At 64.8% G+C, this 17,280-nt stretch carries 15 protein-coding genes; 8 read left to right on the top strand and 7 right to left on the bottom strand.

All coding sequences use genetic code 11. The features are described from left to right. Positions 1 to 327 precede the first annotated feature (327 nt). Positions 328 to 642 carry a hypothetical protein gene (locus tag H7R73_RS16165; RefSeq protein WP_010674057.1) on the bottom strand — a complete coding sequence of 105 codons (315 nt, stop codon included), beginning with the start codon at positions 640 to 642 and terminating at the stop codon, positions 328 to 330. Positions 643 to 927: 285 nt separating this feature from the next. On the opposite strand from H7R73_RS16165, the gene dcuC reads away from it, so the two are divergent. Then, entirely contained in the window at positions 928 to 2,304 is a 1,377-nt protein-coding gene (gene dcuC, locus H7R73_RS16160; protein ID WP_103259791.1) for a C4-dicarboxylate transporter DcuC, read from the top strand. 137 nt (positions 2,305 to 2,441) lie between these two features. Beyond that, positions 2,442 to 3,581 (top strand): M20 family metallopeptidase, encoded by a 1,140-nt coding sequence (locus H7R73_RS16155; RefSeq protein WP_103259792.1) that lies wholly within the window; start codon positions 2,442 to 2,444, stop codon positions 3,579 to 3,581. Between the two features lie 70 nt (positions 3,582 to 3,651). Here the strand turns inward: H7R73_RS16155 and H7R73_RS16150 are convergent, their stop codons facing one another. The 3 genes from H7R73_RS16150 to asnS form a co-directional block, all read right to left on the bottom strand. Further along, complete coding sequence (locus H7R73_RS16150; RefSeq protein ID WP_103259793.1) at positions 3,652 to 4,308, bottom strand: hypothetical protein; 657 nt, start codon at positions 4,306 to 4,308, stop codon at positions 3,652 to 3,654. A 126-nt stretch (positions 4,309 to 4,434) separates the two neighbouring features. Further along, positions 4,435 to 5,778, bottom strand: a complete 1,344-nt coding sequence (locus tag H7R73_RS16145; RefSeq protein ID WP_041215561.1) for an anaerobic C4-dicarboxylate transporter — start codon at positions 5,776 to 5,778, stop codon at positions 4,435 to 4,437. A gap of 352 nt (positions 5,779 to 6,130) precedes the next feature. Continuing rightward, positions 6,131 to 7,531 carry an asparagine--tRNA ligase gene (asnS, locus tag H7R73_RS16140; RefSeq protein ID WP_039039869.1) on the bottom strand — a complete coding sequence of 467 codons (1,401 nt, stop codon included), beginning with the start codon at positions 7,529 to 7,531 and terminating at the stop codon, positions 6,131 to 6,133. A gap of 240 nt (positions 7,532 to 7,771) precedes the next feature. On the opposite strand from asnS, the gene H7R73_RS16135 reads away from it, so the two are divergent. Continuing rightward, complete coding sequence (locus H7R73_RS16135) at positions 7,772 to 8,074, top strand: hypothetical protein (protein ID WP_010674063.1); 303 nt, start codon at positions 7,772 to 7,774, stop codon at positions 8,072 to 8,074. Here H7R73_RS16135 and H7R73_RS16130 read toward each other — a convergent pair. Further along, the gene (locus H7R73_RS16130; protein WP_103259795.1) at positions 8,062 to 8,883 is read right to left on the bottom strand and encodes a HAMP domain-containing protein; all 822 of its coding nucleotides are present in this window, start codon (positions 8,881 to 8,883) and stop codon (positions 8,062 to 8,064) included. The two genes, H7R73_RS16135 and H7R73_RS16130, sit on opposite strands and share 13 nt — an antisense overlap. A 135-nt stretch (positions 8,884 to 9,018) precedes the next feature. After that, on the bottom strand, positions 9,019 to 10,293 hold the full coding sequence (gene bioA / locus H7R73_RS16125; protein WP_103259796.1) for an adenosylmethionine--8-amino-7-oxononanoate transaminase: 1,275 nt from the start codon (positions 10,291 to 10,293) through the stop codon (positions 9,019 to 9,021). Between the two features lie 193 nt (positions 10,294 to 10,486). On the opposite strand from bioA, the gene bioB reads away from it, so the two are divergent. The 5 genes from bioB (at position 10,487) to htpX (ending at position 15,336) form a co-directional block, all read left to right on the top strand. Next, positions 10,487 to 11,575, top strand: coding sequence for a biotin synthase BioB (gene bioB, locus H7R73_RS16120; RefSeq protein ID WP_103259797.1), 1,089 nt, complete (start codon positions 10,487 to 10,489; stop codon positions 11,573 to 11,575). Next, on the top strand, positions 11,572 to 12,768 hold the full coding sequence (gene bioF / locus H7R73_RS16115; RefSeq protein ID WP_103259798.1) for an 8-amino-7-oxononanoate synthase: 1,197 nt from the start codon (positions 11,572 to 11,574) through the stop codon (positions 12,766 to 12,768). The genes bioB and bioF overlap by 4 nt, the downstream gene beginning before the upstream one ends. Continuing rightward, complete coding sequence (gene bioC, locus H7R73_RS16110) at positions 12,758 to 13,561, top strand: malonyl-ACP O-methyltransferase BioC (protein ID WP_103259799.1); 804 nt, start codon at positions 12,758 to 12,760, stop codon at positions 13,559 to 13,561. Before bioF ends, bioC begins: the two co-directional genes overlap by 11 nt. A gap of 108 nt (positions 13,562 to 13,669) precedes the next feature. Continuing rightward, a complete protein-coding gene (gene bioD, locus H7R73_RS16105) occupies positions 13,670 to 14,350 on the top strand; it encodes a dethiobiotin synthase (protein WP_041212695.1) in 681 nt (226 codons plus the stop codon). Positions 14,351 to 14,463: 113 nt separating this feature from the next. Continuing rightward, positions 14,464 to 15,336, top strand: coding sequence for a protease HtpX (gene htpX, locus H7R73_RS16100; protein WP_010674070.1), 873 nt, complete (start codon positions 14,464 to 14,466; stop codon positions 15,334 to 15,336). A gap of 80 nt (positions 15,337 to 15,416) precedes the next feature. On the opposite strand, the gene H7R73_RS16095 is transcribed toward htpX, so the two are convergent. Then, positions 15,417 to 17,219: a hybrid-cluster NAD(P)-dependent oxidoreductase gene (locus H7R73_RS16095; RefSeq protein WP_103259800.1), complete on the bottom strand. Its 1,803-nt coding sequence runs from the start codon at positions 17,217 to 17,219 to the stop codon at positions 15,417 to 15,419. Between the last annotated feature and the right edge of the window lie 61 nt (positions 17,220 to 17,280).

Below are 17,280 nucleotides of genomic sequence, written 5' to 3'. Positions count from 1 at the left end.
TCGTGCAAGGGCCCGATTCTGGCATTGTGGTCTCCCCATGGCAACGCTCATGGCCGGATGGGCTGGTTTTACCAGTCAGGCCGAGTGGAGAAGGGAGGGGCCGCGCGCCAGCACACGCTGGTCTGGGACGGGATGCGCTGCGGTATCAAAGGGGGAGACCGGGGGCAGGAGGCCCTTATGCTGCACGCCTGGCCGGATAGGACGACAAGGGGGCAGGGCGCCTCACAGGGACACACACCTGGCCTGGGGCCGGGGAAGAAACGGTGGGGGCCAAAAACCAGAACGCGCCTGCTGGTATGGGCGCGTTCCGGTTTCAGGGAGCGGCACTCAGTGCAGGGTGGTCCACTCGTGATCGAAGACCCGTGCCCGCTCCCAGGGGGCATCCGGCAGGCTGGAGGAGAGGCCGGCGTATTTGCCCACGTCATCCATCACGATGGCGGAGAGAATGGGCAGGTGATTTTCGGTGCAATACATGCGGATGCGTTGCAGCAGGGTGCGCAGTTCATCCTGGCACTGCTCCAGCCCGGCCTGCCTGGCCAGTTTGGAGTAACGAATGGTGGTGCGTTCCTTTGCAGACTCGACGAGGATGTCCCACAGCTTGCAGTCGCAGGTCGGGGTGCCTGCGGTGGCTTGGTTTGTCATAACTCTCTCCGGTGCGAAATGGTCGCTCTGTGTCGACGGGCATCTTGGCCAGTTCACCCCGGCGGGATGTTGATCCAACGCAAACAAAGTGGCGGTTGTCGGTCAGGGATACCCTGGGGAGCATTCTAGATCCAGTTCCTTGATGTTAAATGTCGTTTTTAGTTTTATTTTTGGAGTAAAAATCTACAACCGTTTGCTTTTTCCATCTTTATTGATGGTGATCAAGAGGAAAGGGGAGATCCCCCACTAGATTGCGCTTCTCGATAATCTTGTCAGGAGTGCACCTTGGAACTCGTCTTCGTCTTGCTCGTGCTGATCGCCGTGGTCTACGGCATCGTCAAGGATTACAACCCGCAGGCGGTGCTGGCGCTGGCGGGCATGGCCCTCTTTGCGGTGGCCTACTGGCTGGGACTGCACCCCATTCTGCCCGCCGACAAGAGCACCGGCTTCGCCCTGTTCGACCTGTTCGAGGTGTTCAAGGGGATCTTCTCCTACCGTGCGGCGGGCCTTGGCCTCACCATCATGGCGGTGGCGGGCTTTGCCACCTACATGTCCCATATCGGCGCCTCCCAGGCCCTGGTGCGGGTGGCGGTCAAACCGGTGGCGGGCATCCAGTCCAGCTACCTGATGCTGGCCATCTGCTACCTGGTGGCGGTCTTCGTCTCCCTGTTCGTCACCTCCGCCACCGGCCTCGGCCTGCTGTTGATGGTCACCATGTATCCTGTGATGCGCAACCTCGGCATCAGCCCGGCTTCCGCCTGCGGCGTCATCGCCACCTCCCAGGCGTTCGAAATCGGCCCGACCCAGACCAACGCCATCTTCTCCGCCGGCCAGTCCGGCATGGATCCCACCAGCTACTTCGTCGACTACCAGATCTGGCTGGTGGCCCCCATGCTGCTGGTGACCATGGTGCTGCACTTCTTCTGGCAGCGGCACTGTGACCGCCAGGAGGGCTGGGATCCGGCCCTGCATCGCGGCGAACAGGCGGAGCTTGACGAGAAAGGGGCGGACGAGGTGGCCGCGCCAACCTGGTACGGCCTGCTGCCCATCATCCCCTTCGTGCTGATGATGACCTTCTCCAAGCTCCTGGTGACCAGCATCAGCGTCAGCGTGGAGGTGGCCATGCTGCTGTCGGTCTTTATCGGCATGCTGTGCGAGCTGCTGCGCACCCGCTCGGTGCGCACCGCCTTCGCGGGGCTGTCGAGCTTCCTCGACGGCATGGGCAAGGTGTTTGGCCCCGTGGTGGCGCTCATCGTCTGTGCCGAGCTCTTCGCCGAATCCCTCAAGGCCATCGGCGCCATCGACACCCTGCTCCATTCGGCCAGCAATGCCGGCATCGGCAGCGGTCTGATGACCCTGGTGATGGTGGGGCTCATCATGGTGGCGGCGGTCATCATGGGCTCGGGCAACGCGGCCTTCCTCAGTTTCTCCTCCCTGGCCCCCGCCGTGGCGGCCAAGTTTGGCGTGCCGGCGGTAACCATGCTGCTGCCGATGCAGCTCGCCTCCAGCATTGGTCGCACCGTCTCCCCCATCGCGGCGGTGCTCATCGCCTGTGCGGGCATCGCCAAGGTCTCTCCCTTCGTGGTGGTCAAGCGTACCAGCGTGCCCATGGCGGGGGCCCTGGTGACGGCGCTGCTCCTCAACTATCTGCTGTTCATGTAAAGGCTCTGGTGTAGAGGCGGCGGCCAGCTGATCCACGCTGGCCGACCGCCGTTGACGAGGCGGCGCCGAGTGCCCGCCCACTCTTATCGTTGCAAAAACAGTCTGTGTTTTACGCAGATTGTTCCATGGAGAAGACAATGAACGACCTCACGCGCCCGTTTTCACTCGATACCTATCTGGCGGATCTGGCCCCGCTCATCAACCTCGACTGCGGCACCCGCACCCCGGCCGGGGTGGCCCGGGTCGCCGACATCATGACGGAGAAATATGAGGCCATCGGCTGGCAGGTGACCCGCCACCAGTTCGCCGCCGAGTGCGGCCCTTGCCTGGAGGCAACCAATGCCCCGGGGGCGGAGCACTACGATGTCATGCTGGTGGGCCACATGGACACCGTCTTCCCCGAGGGGACGGCGGCCAAACGCCCGCTGAAAGTCGAAGGCAATCAGGCGTTTGGCCCCGGCGTGTCGGACATGAAGAGCGGCCTGCTCTCTACCTGGTATGCCTTGAAAGAGCTGGACCCGGCCGTGCTGGCCAGGCTCAAGGTGCTGGTCTGCTGCAACTGCGACGAGGAGATAGGCTCCCCCTGGTCCAAGGAGTGGCTGGTGGAGCGAGCCAGACAGAGCGGCTGCGTGCTGGTGGCCGAGGCGGCGCGCCCGAGCGGGGATCTCATCAGCGCCCGCAAGGGCAATGCCAAGTACCGCATCACCTTCCACGGCAAGGCCTCCCATGCGGGCTCGGCCCTGGCACAAGGGATCTCCGCCATCACGGAGCTGGCCCACTGGGTGCTTGCCATCAACGAACAGGTCAACATGGAGACCGGCACCACCATGAACGTGGGGGTGGTGCAGGGGGGCACCGGCGTCAACGTGGTGCCCGACTTTGCCGAGGCGATCGTGGATTTGCGCTTCTGGCGCAACGAAGAGGCGCAGGCGGTGCACGACCGGCTCACCTTCATGGCCAACAACCCCTTCCTCGCCGGTTGCCGGGTCGAGGTGGCGCGCCAGAGCTTCAAGCCCGCGATGCGCCCGAGCGGCGACACCGAGGCCCTGATGGCACTGGTGGAGGCGGCAGGCAGGGAGGAGGGCGTCCCCTTCACCTGGCTGGAGGCCGGTGGCGGCTCCGATGCCAACTTCACCGCGGCCGCAGGCGTGCCGTCCCTCGATGGCTTCGGCCCCATGGGGGGCGGCTTCCACTCGGAGGCGGAGTTCCTGCTGTTGGACAGCATCGAGCCGCGCATCCGCCTGCTTAAGCGGGTGCTGGGCAAGCTGGCCAACTAGATCGGCGTTAAGGACAAGCAAAACGGGAGGCCAGCGCCTCCCGTTTTTTATGTGTCGCCCTCGTGAGAGGTCATTCCTCGTCCTCCAGCAGATAGGCGAGGTGCTCCTGGCGCGCCACCTGCCAGTGGCCGAGCGTCAGCGGTGCCGTAAACCCGGGGCCGTCGGTCACCATGGTGTGGTACTCCCCCTGCTCGCCGCAGGCATCGAAGCCATCCCGATCCGCCAGTTGCTGCAGATCGCTGAGGGTGCCAGCATCGAGCCTGCGCCCCACCCACTCGGGGGCCAGTACCCGGGTATCGACGCAGGATAGGTGGGCGACGATGCCGCGGGCCAGCATGTCCGCCAGCAACGCCTCGCGGGGTTGTTGCCAGAGCGGGGTGTGAACGGTGAGCCCCAGGGGGCGACAGCGCTCGCGGATCCAGTTCGGCGCGCCCCCCACGCTGTCGATGTCGCCGGTGACGACCCCATCGAGTTGCCACTCCTCTTTCAATGCCGCCAGGGCCCGCTCATAACCGAGATCGAACGGCGCCTCGATGGTGACCAGCCGATGGGGCAGTGCGAGGGCCGCCGCCTGACGGCGAACCTGTGACAGGGGATGGGCGAGAAAGCGGGGCGCTGGCGGGGCAAAGGTGATCAGGGCCACCACCTGATGGCCCGCTTCCCGGGCGTGGCAGAGGGCCTGCATGGCATCTTTGCCGCCGCTCCAGAGCAGGATGACGCGAGACATGGGGGATTTCCGCAAAGAAAAGAGGGGTCATGCTACCCAGAGTGGGGGGCGATGGCAAAGCGCGGGTCGGAGATGCGGGGATAAAAAAGCGGCTCCCACGGGGGAGCCGCTCGCACTGGATGCCTGTTACAGCAGGATGCTGGTCAGGATGAAGCCCAGGGTACAGGAGGTCACCACCCCGATGAGGCCCGGAATGATGAAGCTGTGGTTGATGATGAACTTGCCGATGCGGGTGGTGCCGGAGCGGTCGAAGCCGATGCAGGCGAGATCGCTCGGGTAGGTCGGCAGCACGAAGTAGCCGTAGCTTGCCGGCAGGAAGGCGATGAGCAGTTTGGGTTCGACCCCCAGCGCCAGCCCCATGGGGGCGATGGCGGTGAGCGCCGCGGCCTGGCTGTTCACCAGCTTGGAGATGAGGAAGAGCACCAGGGCGTAGGTCCAGGGCTGGGCCTGTACCACGTGGGCCAGGGTCTCCTTGAGCAGCGGCATGTGGGCCTGGAAGAAGGTTTCGCTCATCCAGGCGACCCCGAACACGGAGAAGATGGCGACCATGCCCGCCTTGAAGACGGCGCCGTTGGCGATCTCCCCTGGCTTGACCTTGCAGCGCATCAGGATGATGGCGCCGGCGATCAGCATCATCATCTGGATCACCAGGTTCATGGAGAGGGGGCCTGTCTTCTCCTTGATGGTGAAGACGGGGCGCAGCGCCTCATCGGCCCCCAGCAGCACCACGGCAGCGATGGCGGCGAAGAAGATCCAGGTGGACCAGTAGGCCTCTTTCGGGAACTTGGTGTTGAGCAGGGTTTCACCACCGCCGTAGATGAAGTCCCGCTGGGCAGGGTCCTTGATCTTGGCCTGGAACTCCTCGTCCTTGTCCAGATCCTTGCCGCGGCGCAGGCTCCACAGGGCAGCCATCATGACACCCATGAGAGAGGAGGGGATGGCGACCATCAGGATGTCGAGCAGACCGTAGGCCTGACCCACGCCGTGAGCCGCCGCCAGGATGGAGACCATGGAGACCACGGCCACCGAGACCGGCGAGGCGCAGATGGCCATCTGGGAGGCAACGGACGCCACTGCCATGGGGCGCTCCGGGCGGATGTTCTTCTGCAGCGCGATGTCGGCGATGATGGGGAACATGGTGTAGACCACGTGGCCGGTGCCGCACAGGAAGGTGAGGGTCCAGGTAGTGAGCGGCGCCAGCAGGGTGATGTACTGGGGGTGGCGGCGCAGCAGACGCTCGGCCACCTGCATCATCAGGTTGAGACCGCCGGCGGTCTGCAGGGTGGCGGCGCAGCCAATGACCGCCAGTATGGTCAGCATCACTTGCACCGGCGGCTCGCCCGGCACCAGGCCGAAGACGAAGGTCAGCAGGAACAGACCGATACCGCTGATAAGACCCAGCCCCATGCCCCCGAAGCGGGTACCCAGCAGCAAGCAGCCGAGTACCACCAAAAATTCCATCAAGATCATTCCATTACCTCGTGTGTTTTATCCATGTCCCCATCGGCCAGCTGCCCGGGATCCGCTGTCATTAATTACCCCTGAAGGGTTAATGGATATTTTGTCACCCCTAAAGGGGTAAAAAATTGCGTTGCTTCAACAACCGGCTTTTTTCCGATTTAAGTGCATAAAAACTACGGTTCAGCCCTTGAACAGGGGACCGCGTCCTGGCGCACACCAGATAAATGACGGGAAAGATGGGGGAGCGCACAGGGTTTGGAATGCAAAAGGCGGGAATAACGGGGGCGGGAAGAGCTAGGCGGGCATAAAAAAAGCCGACCCCGGGGGTCGGCTTTTGCACGGTGCGAGTAGGCGGGTCGCCTTAGAACTCGGCGGTGCGGGGAGTACGGGGGAAGGGGATCACGTCGCGCACGTTGCCCATGCCGGTCACGTAGACCACCAGGCGTTCGAAGCCCAGACCGAAGCCGGAGTGGGGCACGGTGCCGTAGCGACGCAGATCGCGGTACCACCAGTAGTCTTCCTTGTTCAGACCCATCTCGGCCAGACGGGCATCCAGCACCTCGAGACGCTCTTCACGCTGGGAGCCGCCGATGATCTCGCCGATCCCCGGGGCCAGTACGTCCATGGCGGCAACGGTCTTGCCGTCGTCGTTGAGGCGCATGTAGAAGGCCTTGATGTCTTTCGGGTAGTTCTTCACCACCACCGGGGACTTGAAGTGCTCCTCGGCCAGGTAGCGCTCGTGCTCGGAGGAGAGATCGATGCCCCAGGAGACCGGGAACTCGAAGCTCTTGCCGCAGTTTTGCAGCACGTCGATGGCGTCGGTGTAGTCAATCTGGGCGAAGTCGGAGGCGACGAAGCGCTCCAGACGGCCGATGGCGTCCTTGTCCACGTGCTGGGCGAAGAACTCCAGATCGTCGCGGCGCTCGGTCAGCACGGCGTTGAAGACGTACTTCAGCATGGCTTCGGCCAGGGCGGCGTTGTCTTCCAGATCGGCGAAGGCCACTTCCGGCTCCACCATCCAGAACTCGGCCAGGTGGCGGCTGGTGTTGGAGTTTTCGGCGCGGAAGGTCGGGCCGAAGGTGTAGACCTTGGACAGGGCGCAGGCGTAGGTTTCGACGTTCAGCTGGCCGGACACGGTCAGGAAGGTCTCCTTGCCGAAGAAGTCCTTGTCGTAGTCCACCTTGCCTTCGGGGGTGCGCGGCAGGTTTTCCATGTCCAGGGTGGAGACGCGGAACATCTCGCCGGCCCCTTCGGTGTCGGAGGCGGTGATGAGGGGCGCCGCGATCCAGAGGTAGCCCTGTTCGTGGAAGAAGCGGTGAATGGCCTGGGAGAGGCAGTTGCGCACACGGGTCACGGCACCGACGATGTTGGTGCGGGCACGCAGGTGGCCCTGCTCGCGCAGGTACTCGATGCTGTGGCGCTTGGCAGACATGGGGTAGGTGTCCGGATCTTCGACCCAGCCCACCACCTTGACCTCGGTGGCCTGCAGTTCGAACGCCTGGCCGCTGCCCTGGGACTCGACCACGGTGCCGGTCACTTCGACGGAGCAAGCTGTGGTCAGACGTTGCACTTCATTCTCGTAATTGGCCAGGGTATTGGGGGCGACGGCCTGCACCGGATGGAAGCAGGAGCCATCGGAAACGGCCAAAAATGAGATCCCCGCCTTGGAATCGCGGCGGGTCCGGATCCACCCTTTCACAGTCAGGGTGGTGCCGACCGAATACTTACCGGCCAGCACATCAACTACGGATGCGTGCGTCATCGAAATATTGTCTCCAGCTTGTTCTTGCAGCGCTATTTGCAACACTAGGGGTCTGGCCCGGGCGCAGTTGGCCCACCATGGCAGACTAAGCCGTTCATCTTACCCGCGCAGGTTTGATAAACAAGCAAAAATGTCGGACCCTTGCGGGGATTTCCCCATGCATCGTGCATGGATCATGGCGGCTGGACGGGGGTGAGGGTGAAGGAGCGCAGGCGGGGGCCGGATGGCTGGATACGGGTGTTGCAGGGGCTGGTGATCCTCTGCTGGGGCGGCTTTGTCGCCCTGCTCTCCCTCTATCACTTCGCCCGGCCAGAGGTGGCTTACGGCTTTCTGGTCTATGGGGGCGTCAAGGTGCGCCAGAGCTGGGACCCCCTGCTTACCCCCTGGCTGGAGCGTGGGCTCTGGGGTTGCTGCCTGCTGACCCTGGTGGTGCTGGTGCTGGCCCGTGGCCGCAGCCGTCGGCAGGAAGATGCCCGCCACGTCAATCTCTTCATCCTGCTGCTGATCCTGGTGGCCTGCCTGCTGCTTTACTACCGGGGCTGAGGGCCGTCGCCGTCATCCTTCCCCTGAGAGGCGGGGCGTTTGCCTATCTGGCGCTCCACGCTGTCGAGCATCTGGTTGTAGGCGAGCGCCACCCGGCCAATCTCGTCCCCTTCATCCCCCTCCAGCCTGTGGCCGAAGTCGTTGCGATCGGTGGCCTCCTCCATGGAGCGGGTCAGCTGGTTGAGGGGGCGGACTATCCAGGTGCGGATGACCCAGAGGGTGAGCAGGAGTCCCAGCCCGAAGATGAGGGTGAGGCTCAGGGCCGAGGTGAGGATGTTCTGCTCCACCCGGGTAAACAGGGTGTCGAGGGAGTAGTCAAAACGCACCGCCCCCAGCACGGTGTTTTCCGGCACCTGGTGGCAGCTGGTGCAGTCGGTACCGCGAAAATCCTTTCTGGCCAGCAGCGGGCGGGTCACCACCAGCCGGCTGTGCATGCCGTCATGCTCTACCTCCAGGCTCCCCTTGCCCGCCAGCGCCAGGGCATCGTACCTGTCCTTCGGGGCCTCGTCGTCACGGCCCGGCCCGTACTGCTTGTTGACCGCCGCCCCGCGCACGATGCGGGCATCTTCCACGTGGGCGTGATCGAGAAACTTGGCGCGCAGGGTGTCGCGGGCGTCCATCTTGCCGGTCAGCATCAGCATGTTGAGGCCGTCGAAGTAGGCCTCGGTCTGCTCGCGGCTCTGTTCCTTGATGAGGGTCAGGATGAGATCACGCTCGCGCACCGCCTGATAGGCCGCGGAAAACACCAACACCATGGAGAAGATGAAGAGCAGGAAGAAGTTGATCTTGGCAGCAATGGAGAGGCGCATGGGACTGGTACATCTGTTGGGTAAAACCCGCGCAGTCTACTCTCCTCGCCGGACGGGTTTTGGTGTCTTGCTCACATTCTGATGAAAAAGCGCCAAAAGGCCCTGCGTTCTCATGCAGGGCCCGTTCAGCCGGACTCAATATTCGCCGCTGGTGATGGCCTCGTGGATGGCGCCGGTCAATACCCGCAGCTCCTCGGGGGTGATGACGAAGGGGGGCATCAGGTAGATGAGCTTGCCAAAGGGACGGATCCAGGCGCCCAGCTCCACGAACTTGCGCTGGATGCGCGCCACGTCCACCCGCTCCTTCATCTCCACCACCCCGATGGCGCCGAGCACCCGCACATCCGCCACCGCCGGGTGCAGGGTCAGCTCCACCAGTTCGGTTTTGAGTTGGTGTTCGATGGCTTGCACTCGCGCCTGCCACGGGGAGGCGAGCAGCAACTCGATGGAGGCGTTGGCTACCGCGCAGGCAAGCGGGTTGCCCATGAAGGTGGGGCCGTGCATGAAGACGCCCGCCTTGCCGTCACACACGGTGCGAGCCACATGCTCGGTAGTGAGCGTGGCCGACAGCGTCAGGTAGCCGCCGGTGAGCGCCTTGCCCAGGCACATGATGTCGGGGCTGATCCCTGCCCAGTCGCAGGCAAAGAGCTGGCCTGTGCGGCCAAAGCCGGTGGCGATTTCATCTACTATGAGCAGCACGCCGAACTCGTCGCACAGGGCGCGCACCCACTGCAGGTAGCGGGGGTGGTAGAAGCGCATGCCGCCCGCCCCCTGGACGATGGGTTCGAGCACGATGGCGGCAATTTCCTCGTGATGATCCGCCACCAGGGTGGCCAGCTCCACCACGCTCTGCTCGTCCCACTGGGCGTGGAAGCGGCAGCTTGGCGCTTCGACGAAATGGTGTTCGGGCAGGAAGCCCTGGTAGAGCTCGTGCATGCCGCCATCCGGGTCACACACGCTCATGGCGCCGAAGGTGTCGCCGTGATAGCCGCCCCGAAGGGCAACGAATTTGGCGCGGGGCGTCCCTTTGGCATGCCAGTACTGCTGGGCCATCTTGAGGGCCACCTCCACCGCCACTGAGCCGGAATCCGCCAGAAAGACCCGATCCAGCCCCTTCGGGGTGATCTCCACCAGTTTGCGGCAGAGCTCGACCGCCGGTGCATGAGTCAGGCCGCCAAACATCACGTGGGACATCTTGCCGAGCTGGGCGGTGGCGGCCGCGTCCAGTTCCGGCACCTGATAGCCGTGAACGCAGGCCCACCAGGAGCTCATGCCATCCACCAGCTCGCGCCCGTCCGTCAGGGTGAGGGTCACCCCTTTGGCGCTGGCCACTTCATAGCAGGGCAGGGGATGGGTGAGGGAGGTATAGGGGTGCCAGACGTGGTGCAGGTCGAATTCTTGATTGGTCATTTTGTGTTCTGTTGTCAATTGATTTGATCTGGTCGGTGTTGACAGTCTACGCGTGCTCTCTACACTAGCCAACAATTTCAGCCACTTGGCTTCGCGAACGCCCTGGCATCGCGCTGTCCAGCTGGCGGGTCTTGCGGCGAACGCTCTCTTGAGCGCGGCGCAGGATCCCACCAATAACAACCGGAAGCCATGTATGAATGCTCTCACCGCGGGTGCCCACACCCTTCGTCACGACTGGACCCTGTCCGAGGTTCAGGATCTCTTTGCCCTGCCATTCAACGATCTGCTGTTCCAGGCCCAGACGGTGCACCGCGCCCATTTCGACCCGAACGAGGTGCAGGTAAGCACCCTGCTCTCCATCAAGACCGGGGCCTGCCCGGAAGATTGCAAATATTGTCCCCAGAGCGCTCGCTACCACACCGGGCTCGAGACCGAGCGGCTGATGGAGGTGGAAAAAGTGCTGGAGCGGGCCCGGGAGGCCAAGGCCAACGGCTCGTCACGCTTCTGCATGGGGGCGGCCTGGCGCAACCCCAAAGAAAAGGACATGCCCTACATCATCCGGATGATTGAAGAGGTGCGCGGGCTCGGCATGGAGACCTGCATGACGCTGGGGATGCTGACCGCCGATCAGGCGGCGCGTCTCGGGGCCGCGGGCCTGGATTACTACAACCACAACCTCGACACCTCGCCGGAGTTTTACGGCGACATCATCACCACCCGCACCTATCAGGACAGGCTCGACACCCTGGAGCATGTGCGCGGCGCCGGCATGAAGGTCTGCTCCGGCGGCATCGTCGGCATGGGGGAGCAGGCGAAAGATCGGGCGGGCCTCCTGATGGCGCTCGCCAACCTGCCGCGCCACCCGGAGAGCGTGCCCATCAACATGCTGGTCAAGGTGAAGGGGACGCCCCTGGAGAACCAGGAAAACCTGGACCCGTTCGAATTTATCCGCACCATCGCCGTGGCACGCATCATGATGCCGGCCTCCCACGTGCGCCTCTCCGCCGGGCGGGAGAAGATGAACGAGCAGATGCAGGCCATGTGCTTTATGGCCGGGGCCAACTCCATCTTCTACGGCTGCAAGCTGCTGACCACCCCCAATCCGGACGAGAACAGCGACATGCAGCTCTTCAAGCGCCTCGGCATCCGCCCCGCCCAGCGGGCCCAGAAGCCGGATCAGGTTCAAGAGGAGGAGCTGCTGGCCGAGGTGAACCGCCAGAGCGAGCCGAGCGAACTCTTCTACGATGCCACCCGTTCCCGCGCAGATGTCCTCCGTCCATGATGACGCCCGTTGTTACCGGCCCCTTTGCCCTGGGGGAGGCGCTGGCCGAGCGTGAACAGGCCACCCTGCTGCGCCGACGCACCCCGGTGGATGTGGCGAGCGGTGGGCGGATCCGGGTCGGGGGGCGTGATTACCTCAACGTCTCTGGCAACGACTACCTGGGCCTTGCGGGTCACCCCGCCATCAAGGCCGCCTTCACGGCGGGGGTGGCGCAATATGGCGCAGGGGCAGGTGCCTCGCCCCTGGTGACCGGCTACAGCCGCGCGCACCAGCAGCTGGAAGAGACGATTGCCGACTGGCTCGGGGTGGAGGCGGTGCTGCTGTTCAACTGCGGCTTCTCCGCCAATCAGGCGGTGCTCAAGGCCCTGCTCGGCAAGGATCACCTGCTGTGGCAGGACAGGCTCAACCACGCCTCCCTGCAGGAGATGGGGAGCCAGCTCCCCTGCAAGATGAAGCGCTTTTGCCACAACGACATGGCGGCCCTTGAGCGGCTGCTTGAGCCAAACCGGGGCCTGATCGTCTCGGAAGGGGTCTTCAGCATGGACGGGGATCAGGCCCCCTGGGCTGAGCTGGCCACACTCGCATCCCGAAGCGGCAACTGGCTGATGATTGACGATGCCCACGGCCTCGGCGTGCTGGGTGCCGAGGGGCGCGGCACCCTGGCGGCCCAGGGGGTTGCTCCTGCCAGCGTGCACATCCAGATGGGGACCTTCGGCAAGGCGCTCGGGGTGGCCGGCGCCTTTGTGGGGGGCAGTCGCGAGCTGGTGGAGTACCTGGTCAATTTTGCCCGCCACTATGTCTACAGCACCCATATGCCCCCCGCCCAGGCGTGCGCCGTGCACCAGAGCATCGAGCTGGTACGCGTAGCCGACGAGGCCCGTGCCCATCTGGCTCGCCTTGTCGCCCGGTTCCGGCAGGGGGCGCAGGCGCTCGGCTGGCGGCTTGGGGCAAGCGATACCCCCATCCAGCCGCTGCTGGTGGGGGAGAGCGTCGCTGCCCTGCAACTGGCCGAGCGGCTGCGGGAGTGCGGTGTCTGGGCCGGCGCCATCCGCCCGCCCACGGTGCCGGTCGGCACGGCGCGCCTTCGCATCACCCTGTGCGCCGCCCATGGCGAAGATGACGTGGATCGCCTGCTCGAGGCCCTGGGGCCCCGCCCATCCACTGACGAGAGAGGGGGCGCCCATGGTGCATGAGCGTTTCCAGTCGGTGGACAAGGCGCAGCTCGCCCGCCGCTTCGGGGCGGCGGCCCGCCACTACGACGCCCACGCCCGCTTCCAGCAGGAGGTGGGGCAGTCGCTGCTGGCGCGCATGGACGAGGGGGGCGTGAAAGAGGTGCGCTCAGGGGCCGGGCTGGATCTGGGCTGCGGCACCGGTTTCTTCCTGCCTGCCCTGGCGCCGCGCTGCGAGACGCTGACCGGGCTGGATCTCGCTCCCGGCATGCTGGCCCAGGCGGCCCTTCGCGGGAGCGGAGCCCGCCTGGTGTGCGGCGACGCGGAGGGGCTGCCCTTTGCCGACCAGAGCCTGGACTGGGTCTTCTCCAGCCTGGCCCTGCAGTGGTGCGAGCGGCCGGCCCAGGCCTTTGCCGAGCTCAACCGGGTGCTCAAACCCGGTGGACAGGTCTTCTTCTCGACCCTGCTTTCGGGGTCACTGTGGCAACTGCGGGAGGCCTGGCGGGCCGTGGATGGTCGTGACCATGTCAATCGCTTCCTGACGTTGCCCCAGTTGCAGCAGGCGGCCCGTGACGGGGGCTTCGAGGCAACGGAACTCTGCCCGCTGACCTGGTCCCTCGCCTACCCGGCGCTCAGCGGACTGCTGCGCGACCTCAAGGGGATAGGCGCGAGCCAGGTCAACGACGAGCGGTCTGCGGGCCTGGGTCATCGCCAGCGCCTGGTGCGACTGGGGGAGGCCTACGAGCGCCACCGTCAACCGGACGGCCTGCTGGCCGCCAGCTACGAGGTCTGCCTCGGGCGCCTGGTGCGGCGCTGACACAAAAAGACCCGGCGCACCCACCCCTTCAGCGGCAGGACGCGCGCCTGCCTTTCACCATGGATATCGGGGCGCCTCTGCGCCCCTGCACTGCATCGAGGAATCATCATGGGGACATCCTATTTCATCACGGGCACGGACACCGACGTGGGCAAGACCCTGGTGGCCCGCACCCTGTTGCTGGCGCTTGCCGCCAGAGGCATTCGCTGCGCCGGGTACAAACCGGTGTCGGCGGGCTGCACCCGCACCCCGGAGGGGCTTCGCAATCTGGATGCCTTGCTGTTGCAGCAGGCGGCCACGGTTGCGCTGCCCTACGAGCAGGTCAATCCCTATGCCTTCGAGCCGCCCATCGCCCCCCATATCGCCGCCCGTGAGCGGGGGGTGAGCATCCCCTTCGAGGGGCTGTCCGCCGGCTTGCGGGAGATTGAGGGAGCTGGGGCCGATCTCGTCATTGTCGAAGGGGCGGGGGGCTGGTTCCTGCCGCTGGATCATCAGCGTCTGCTCTCGGAGTGGGTCGCCCAGGAGCGGCTGCCGGTGATCCTGGTGGTGGGGGCCAGGCTGGGCTGCCTCAACCATGCCCTGCTCACCGTCAGCGCCATTCGTCAGCAGGGGTTGACCCTGGCGGGCTGGGTCATCAACCGGGTGGATCCGCACATGAGCCGCTACGAGGAGAACCTGGACACCTTGAAAGCCATGTTGCCGGCCCCATTTCTGGGGGAGCTCCCCTTCGTGGACGCGGTGAATGAGGTGGATTTGCACCACTGTCTCGATGTGTCGCCCTTGCTCTGAGGCCAGACATTCAGCAAACATTCATCGAGTCTGTCTATTATCTGGGGCAAGTGTGGCATCGGTCGCCCCTGGGGCGCCCCGAACCATGCATCCATATCTCACAAGGAGTCAATATGAAGCGAATTATGCTATTCCTGGTGACCAACCTGGCCGTCATGCTGGTGCTGGGGGTGGTACTCAATATCCTGTTCTCGGTTCTGGGGATCAACAAGTCCAGCATTTCCGGTCTGTTGGTGTTCTGTGCCGTGTTCGGTTTTGGGGGTTCCTTTATCTCCTTGCTGATGTCCAAGTGGATGGCCAAGCGCAGCTATGGCGTCCAGGTCATCGAGCAGCCCCGCAACGAGACCGAGCACTGGCTGGTGAGCACTGTTGCCCGTCAAGCCCGTGAAGCTGGCATCAAGATGCCGGAAGTGGGGATCTACGACTCCCCCGAGATGAACGCCTTTGCCACCGGCGCCCGCCGTGACGACTCCCTCGTCGCCGTCTCCTCCGGTCTGCTCTACAGCATGAGCCGCGACGAGGCGGAAGCCGTGCTGGCCCACGAGGTGAGCCACGTGGCCAACGGCGACATGGTGACCCTGACCCTGATCCAGGGGGTGGTGAACACCTTCGTGATGTTCTTCGCCCGCATCGTGGCCGGCGTCATCAGCAACTTCTTTAGCTCCAACAACGAGGAAGAGAGCAGCAGCACCGGCGGCTTCGCCTACATGATCACCGTGTTCGTGCTGGAGATGGTGTTCGGCGTGCTCGCCTCCATCATCGTCATGTGGTTCAGCCGTCAGCGCGAGTTCCGTGCCGACGCCGGTGCCGCCAAGCTGGCCGGCCGCGACAAGATGATCGCCGCGCTCCAGCGTCTCGCCCGCGGTGCCGAGCCGCAGATGGAGGGTTCCATGATGGCGTTCGGCATCAACGGCAAGCGCTCCATGAGCGAGCTGTTCATGAGCCACCCGCCCATCGAGCAGCGCATCGCCGCCCTGCGTGGCTGATAGCCAGTCATCTAAAGAAAACGGCTGCCCTCGGGCAGCCGTTTTGCATTCCGGGGACGGGGTTTTGCCCCCCGATCACCCTATTTGATCACCAGATCCGTCAGGGGCACGGCGCAGCAGGCGAGGATCTTGCCCTCGGCACGCTCGGCGGCGCTGATGGCGGGGGCATCGGGGTGATCCACCTCGCCCGAGACCAGGGTCTGCTTGCAACTGCCGCAGATGCCGGCACGGCAGCTCCAGGGCAGCTCTACCCCCTGCTTGTTGGCCTGATCCAGCACGGTGCCCTGGTTGTTGCCCGCAAACTCCCGCTCGCCGATACGCAGTTGCACCGCCTGATGGGGGCGGGCCACCGAGAGCAGGGCCCCGCCAAAGCTCTCCTGGCGGATGCGCCCGGCCGGTACGCCGAGGGCGGTCAGCCGGTTGGCTGCATCGGCCATGAAGCCGTGGGGGCCGCAGATGAACACCTCCCGCTCCTGCAAACCCCGGATCCGGCCCAGGTGATCGTCATTCAGACGGCCGCTGAGCCCCTGCCAGTGTTTGTCAGGCTGGCTCAGGATCAGGGTGAGGGTCATTCCCTGCTGCGCCATGGCGTGCAGCTCGCTGGCGGCAGGGATGTCTGCCTCGCTGCGACACAGGTGCATGAAGTGGACGTCATCGAGCTCCCCCCGTAGTGCCAGAGTGCGGGCGATGGAGAGCATGGGAGTGACCCCCGAGCCTGCCGAGAGCAGCAGCAGCCTGCGCTCGGCCTCTAGGTGAAACTCGCCGGCCGGGGGGGCGGCCAGCAGGTGATCGCCCACGCGCAGCTCATGGTGCAGCCAGGGGGAGAGGCGGCCATCGGCCAGCTTCTTGACGCTGATGCTGTAACGCTCGGGCCGCTCCGGCGTGGAGCTCAGGGTGTAGCGCCGTTGCAGCCGCTCCCCCTTGATGTCCAGGCTGATGGGCAGATGCTGGCCGGGCAGGTAGTCCGGCAGGGGCTCGCCGTCGGCCCCCTCGAACCAGAAGGTTTCCAGATCCCGGGCCAGGGGTTCCCGGGCGACGCACACCAGCTCCCGCTTTTTTGGGGCCGCGTTGGGGTAGACCGGCGCCCGGGCCCGCTCCAGCACCTCGATCTCGCTGCCCGCCTCAATCCAGCCCTCGTTCAGGGCCACCAGATTCTGGCCGAAATAGACCTCACCATCTTCGCCACGGCGGTAGCGGGTGAGGGTGGCCAGCGGCTCTTTCAGGGCATTGAAGCGCTCCGTGCCTGCCTCCACCGTGGTCATGATGCAGCGGCTGCACGGCTTGTCCACCCGAAACTCCACTTCGCCGATGCGGATCCGCTTCCAGCCATCCTCTTCGAAGGGGCGGGTGCCGCTCGCCACCAGGTTGGTACGAAACTGGCTCATCTGGTGCAAGGCATCGGATCTCAGGTTGAGATCCTCAAGGGAAGCCTGGCTGATGAGCAGCAAGGGGTAGCCGTCCGCAAAGCTCACCCGGGTGCCGGTCTTCTCCCGAAAACGATCGGATGCCTCCCCGAGCCAGAGCAGGCGCACCGGCTCCCTCGCCACCCGGCTCAGCCACTCATCGGCGTCGGGCCCGGTGTGCAAGGCGGTAAAGCGATCCCCCCAGACACCGGTGTGCTGAGGGGCGCGACTGAACGCCGCCTCCATGAGGGCAAGGGGGGGCAGACCCGGATAGCGCAGTTGCAGCCCCCCCTCGACGGGGGTGGCCACCACCTGCTGCAACTGGGGATGGGTGCGGGCGGTGATAAAGGTGCCATCCGGTTTGACCACCATGTAGCGGCGATCCCCGGCAAGCCCCTCCTGGGTCACCCGGGCGCGCTCCAGCGGCATGCCTGCCGTCGATTTGATGGGGTAGAGATGTATGCTGGCGAGGGTCGGCATGTCCTGGTCCTTGTGCTGTGGCGATTCCTGTGAAGAGGGGAAGATAACGATTCCTGTCCCG

Source organism: Aeromonas sp. WP2-W18-CRE-05 (assembly GCF_014168615.1).
GTDB classification, from domain to species: Bacteria; Pseudomonadota; Gammaproteobacteria; order Enterobacterales; family Aeromonadaceae; genus Aeromonas; species Aeromonas caviae.
Note: the sequence above shows the minus strand (reverse complement) of the source record. Positions and strands in the feature narration are given on the sequence as shown.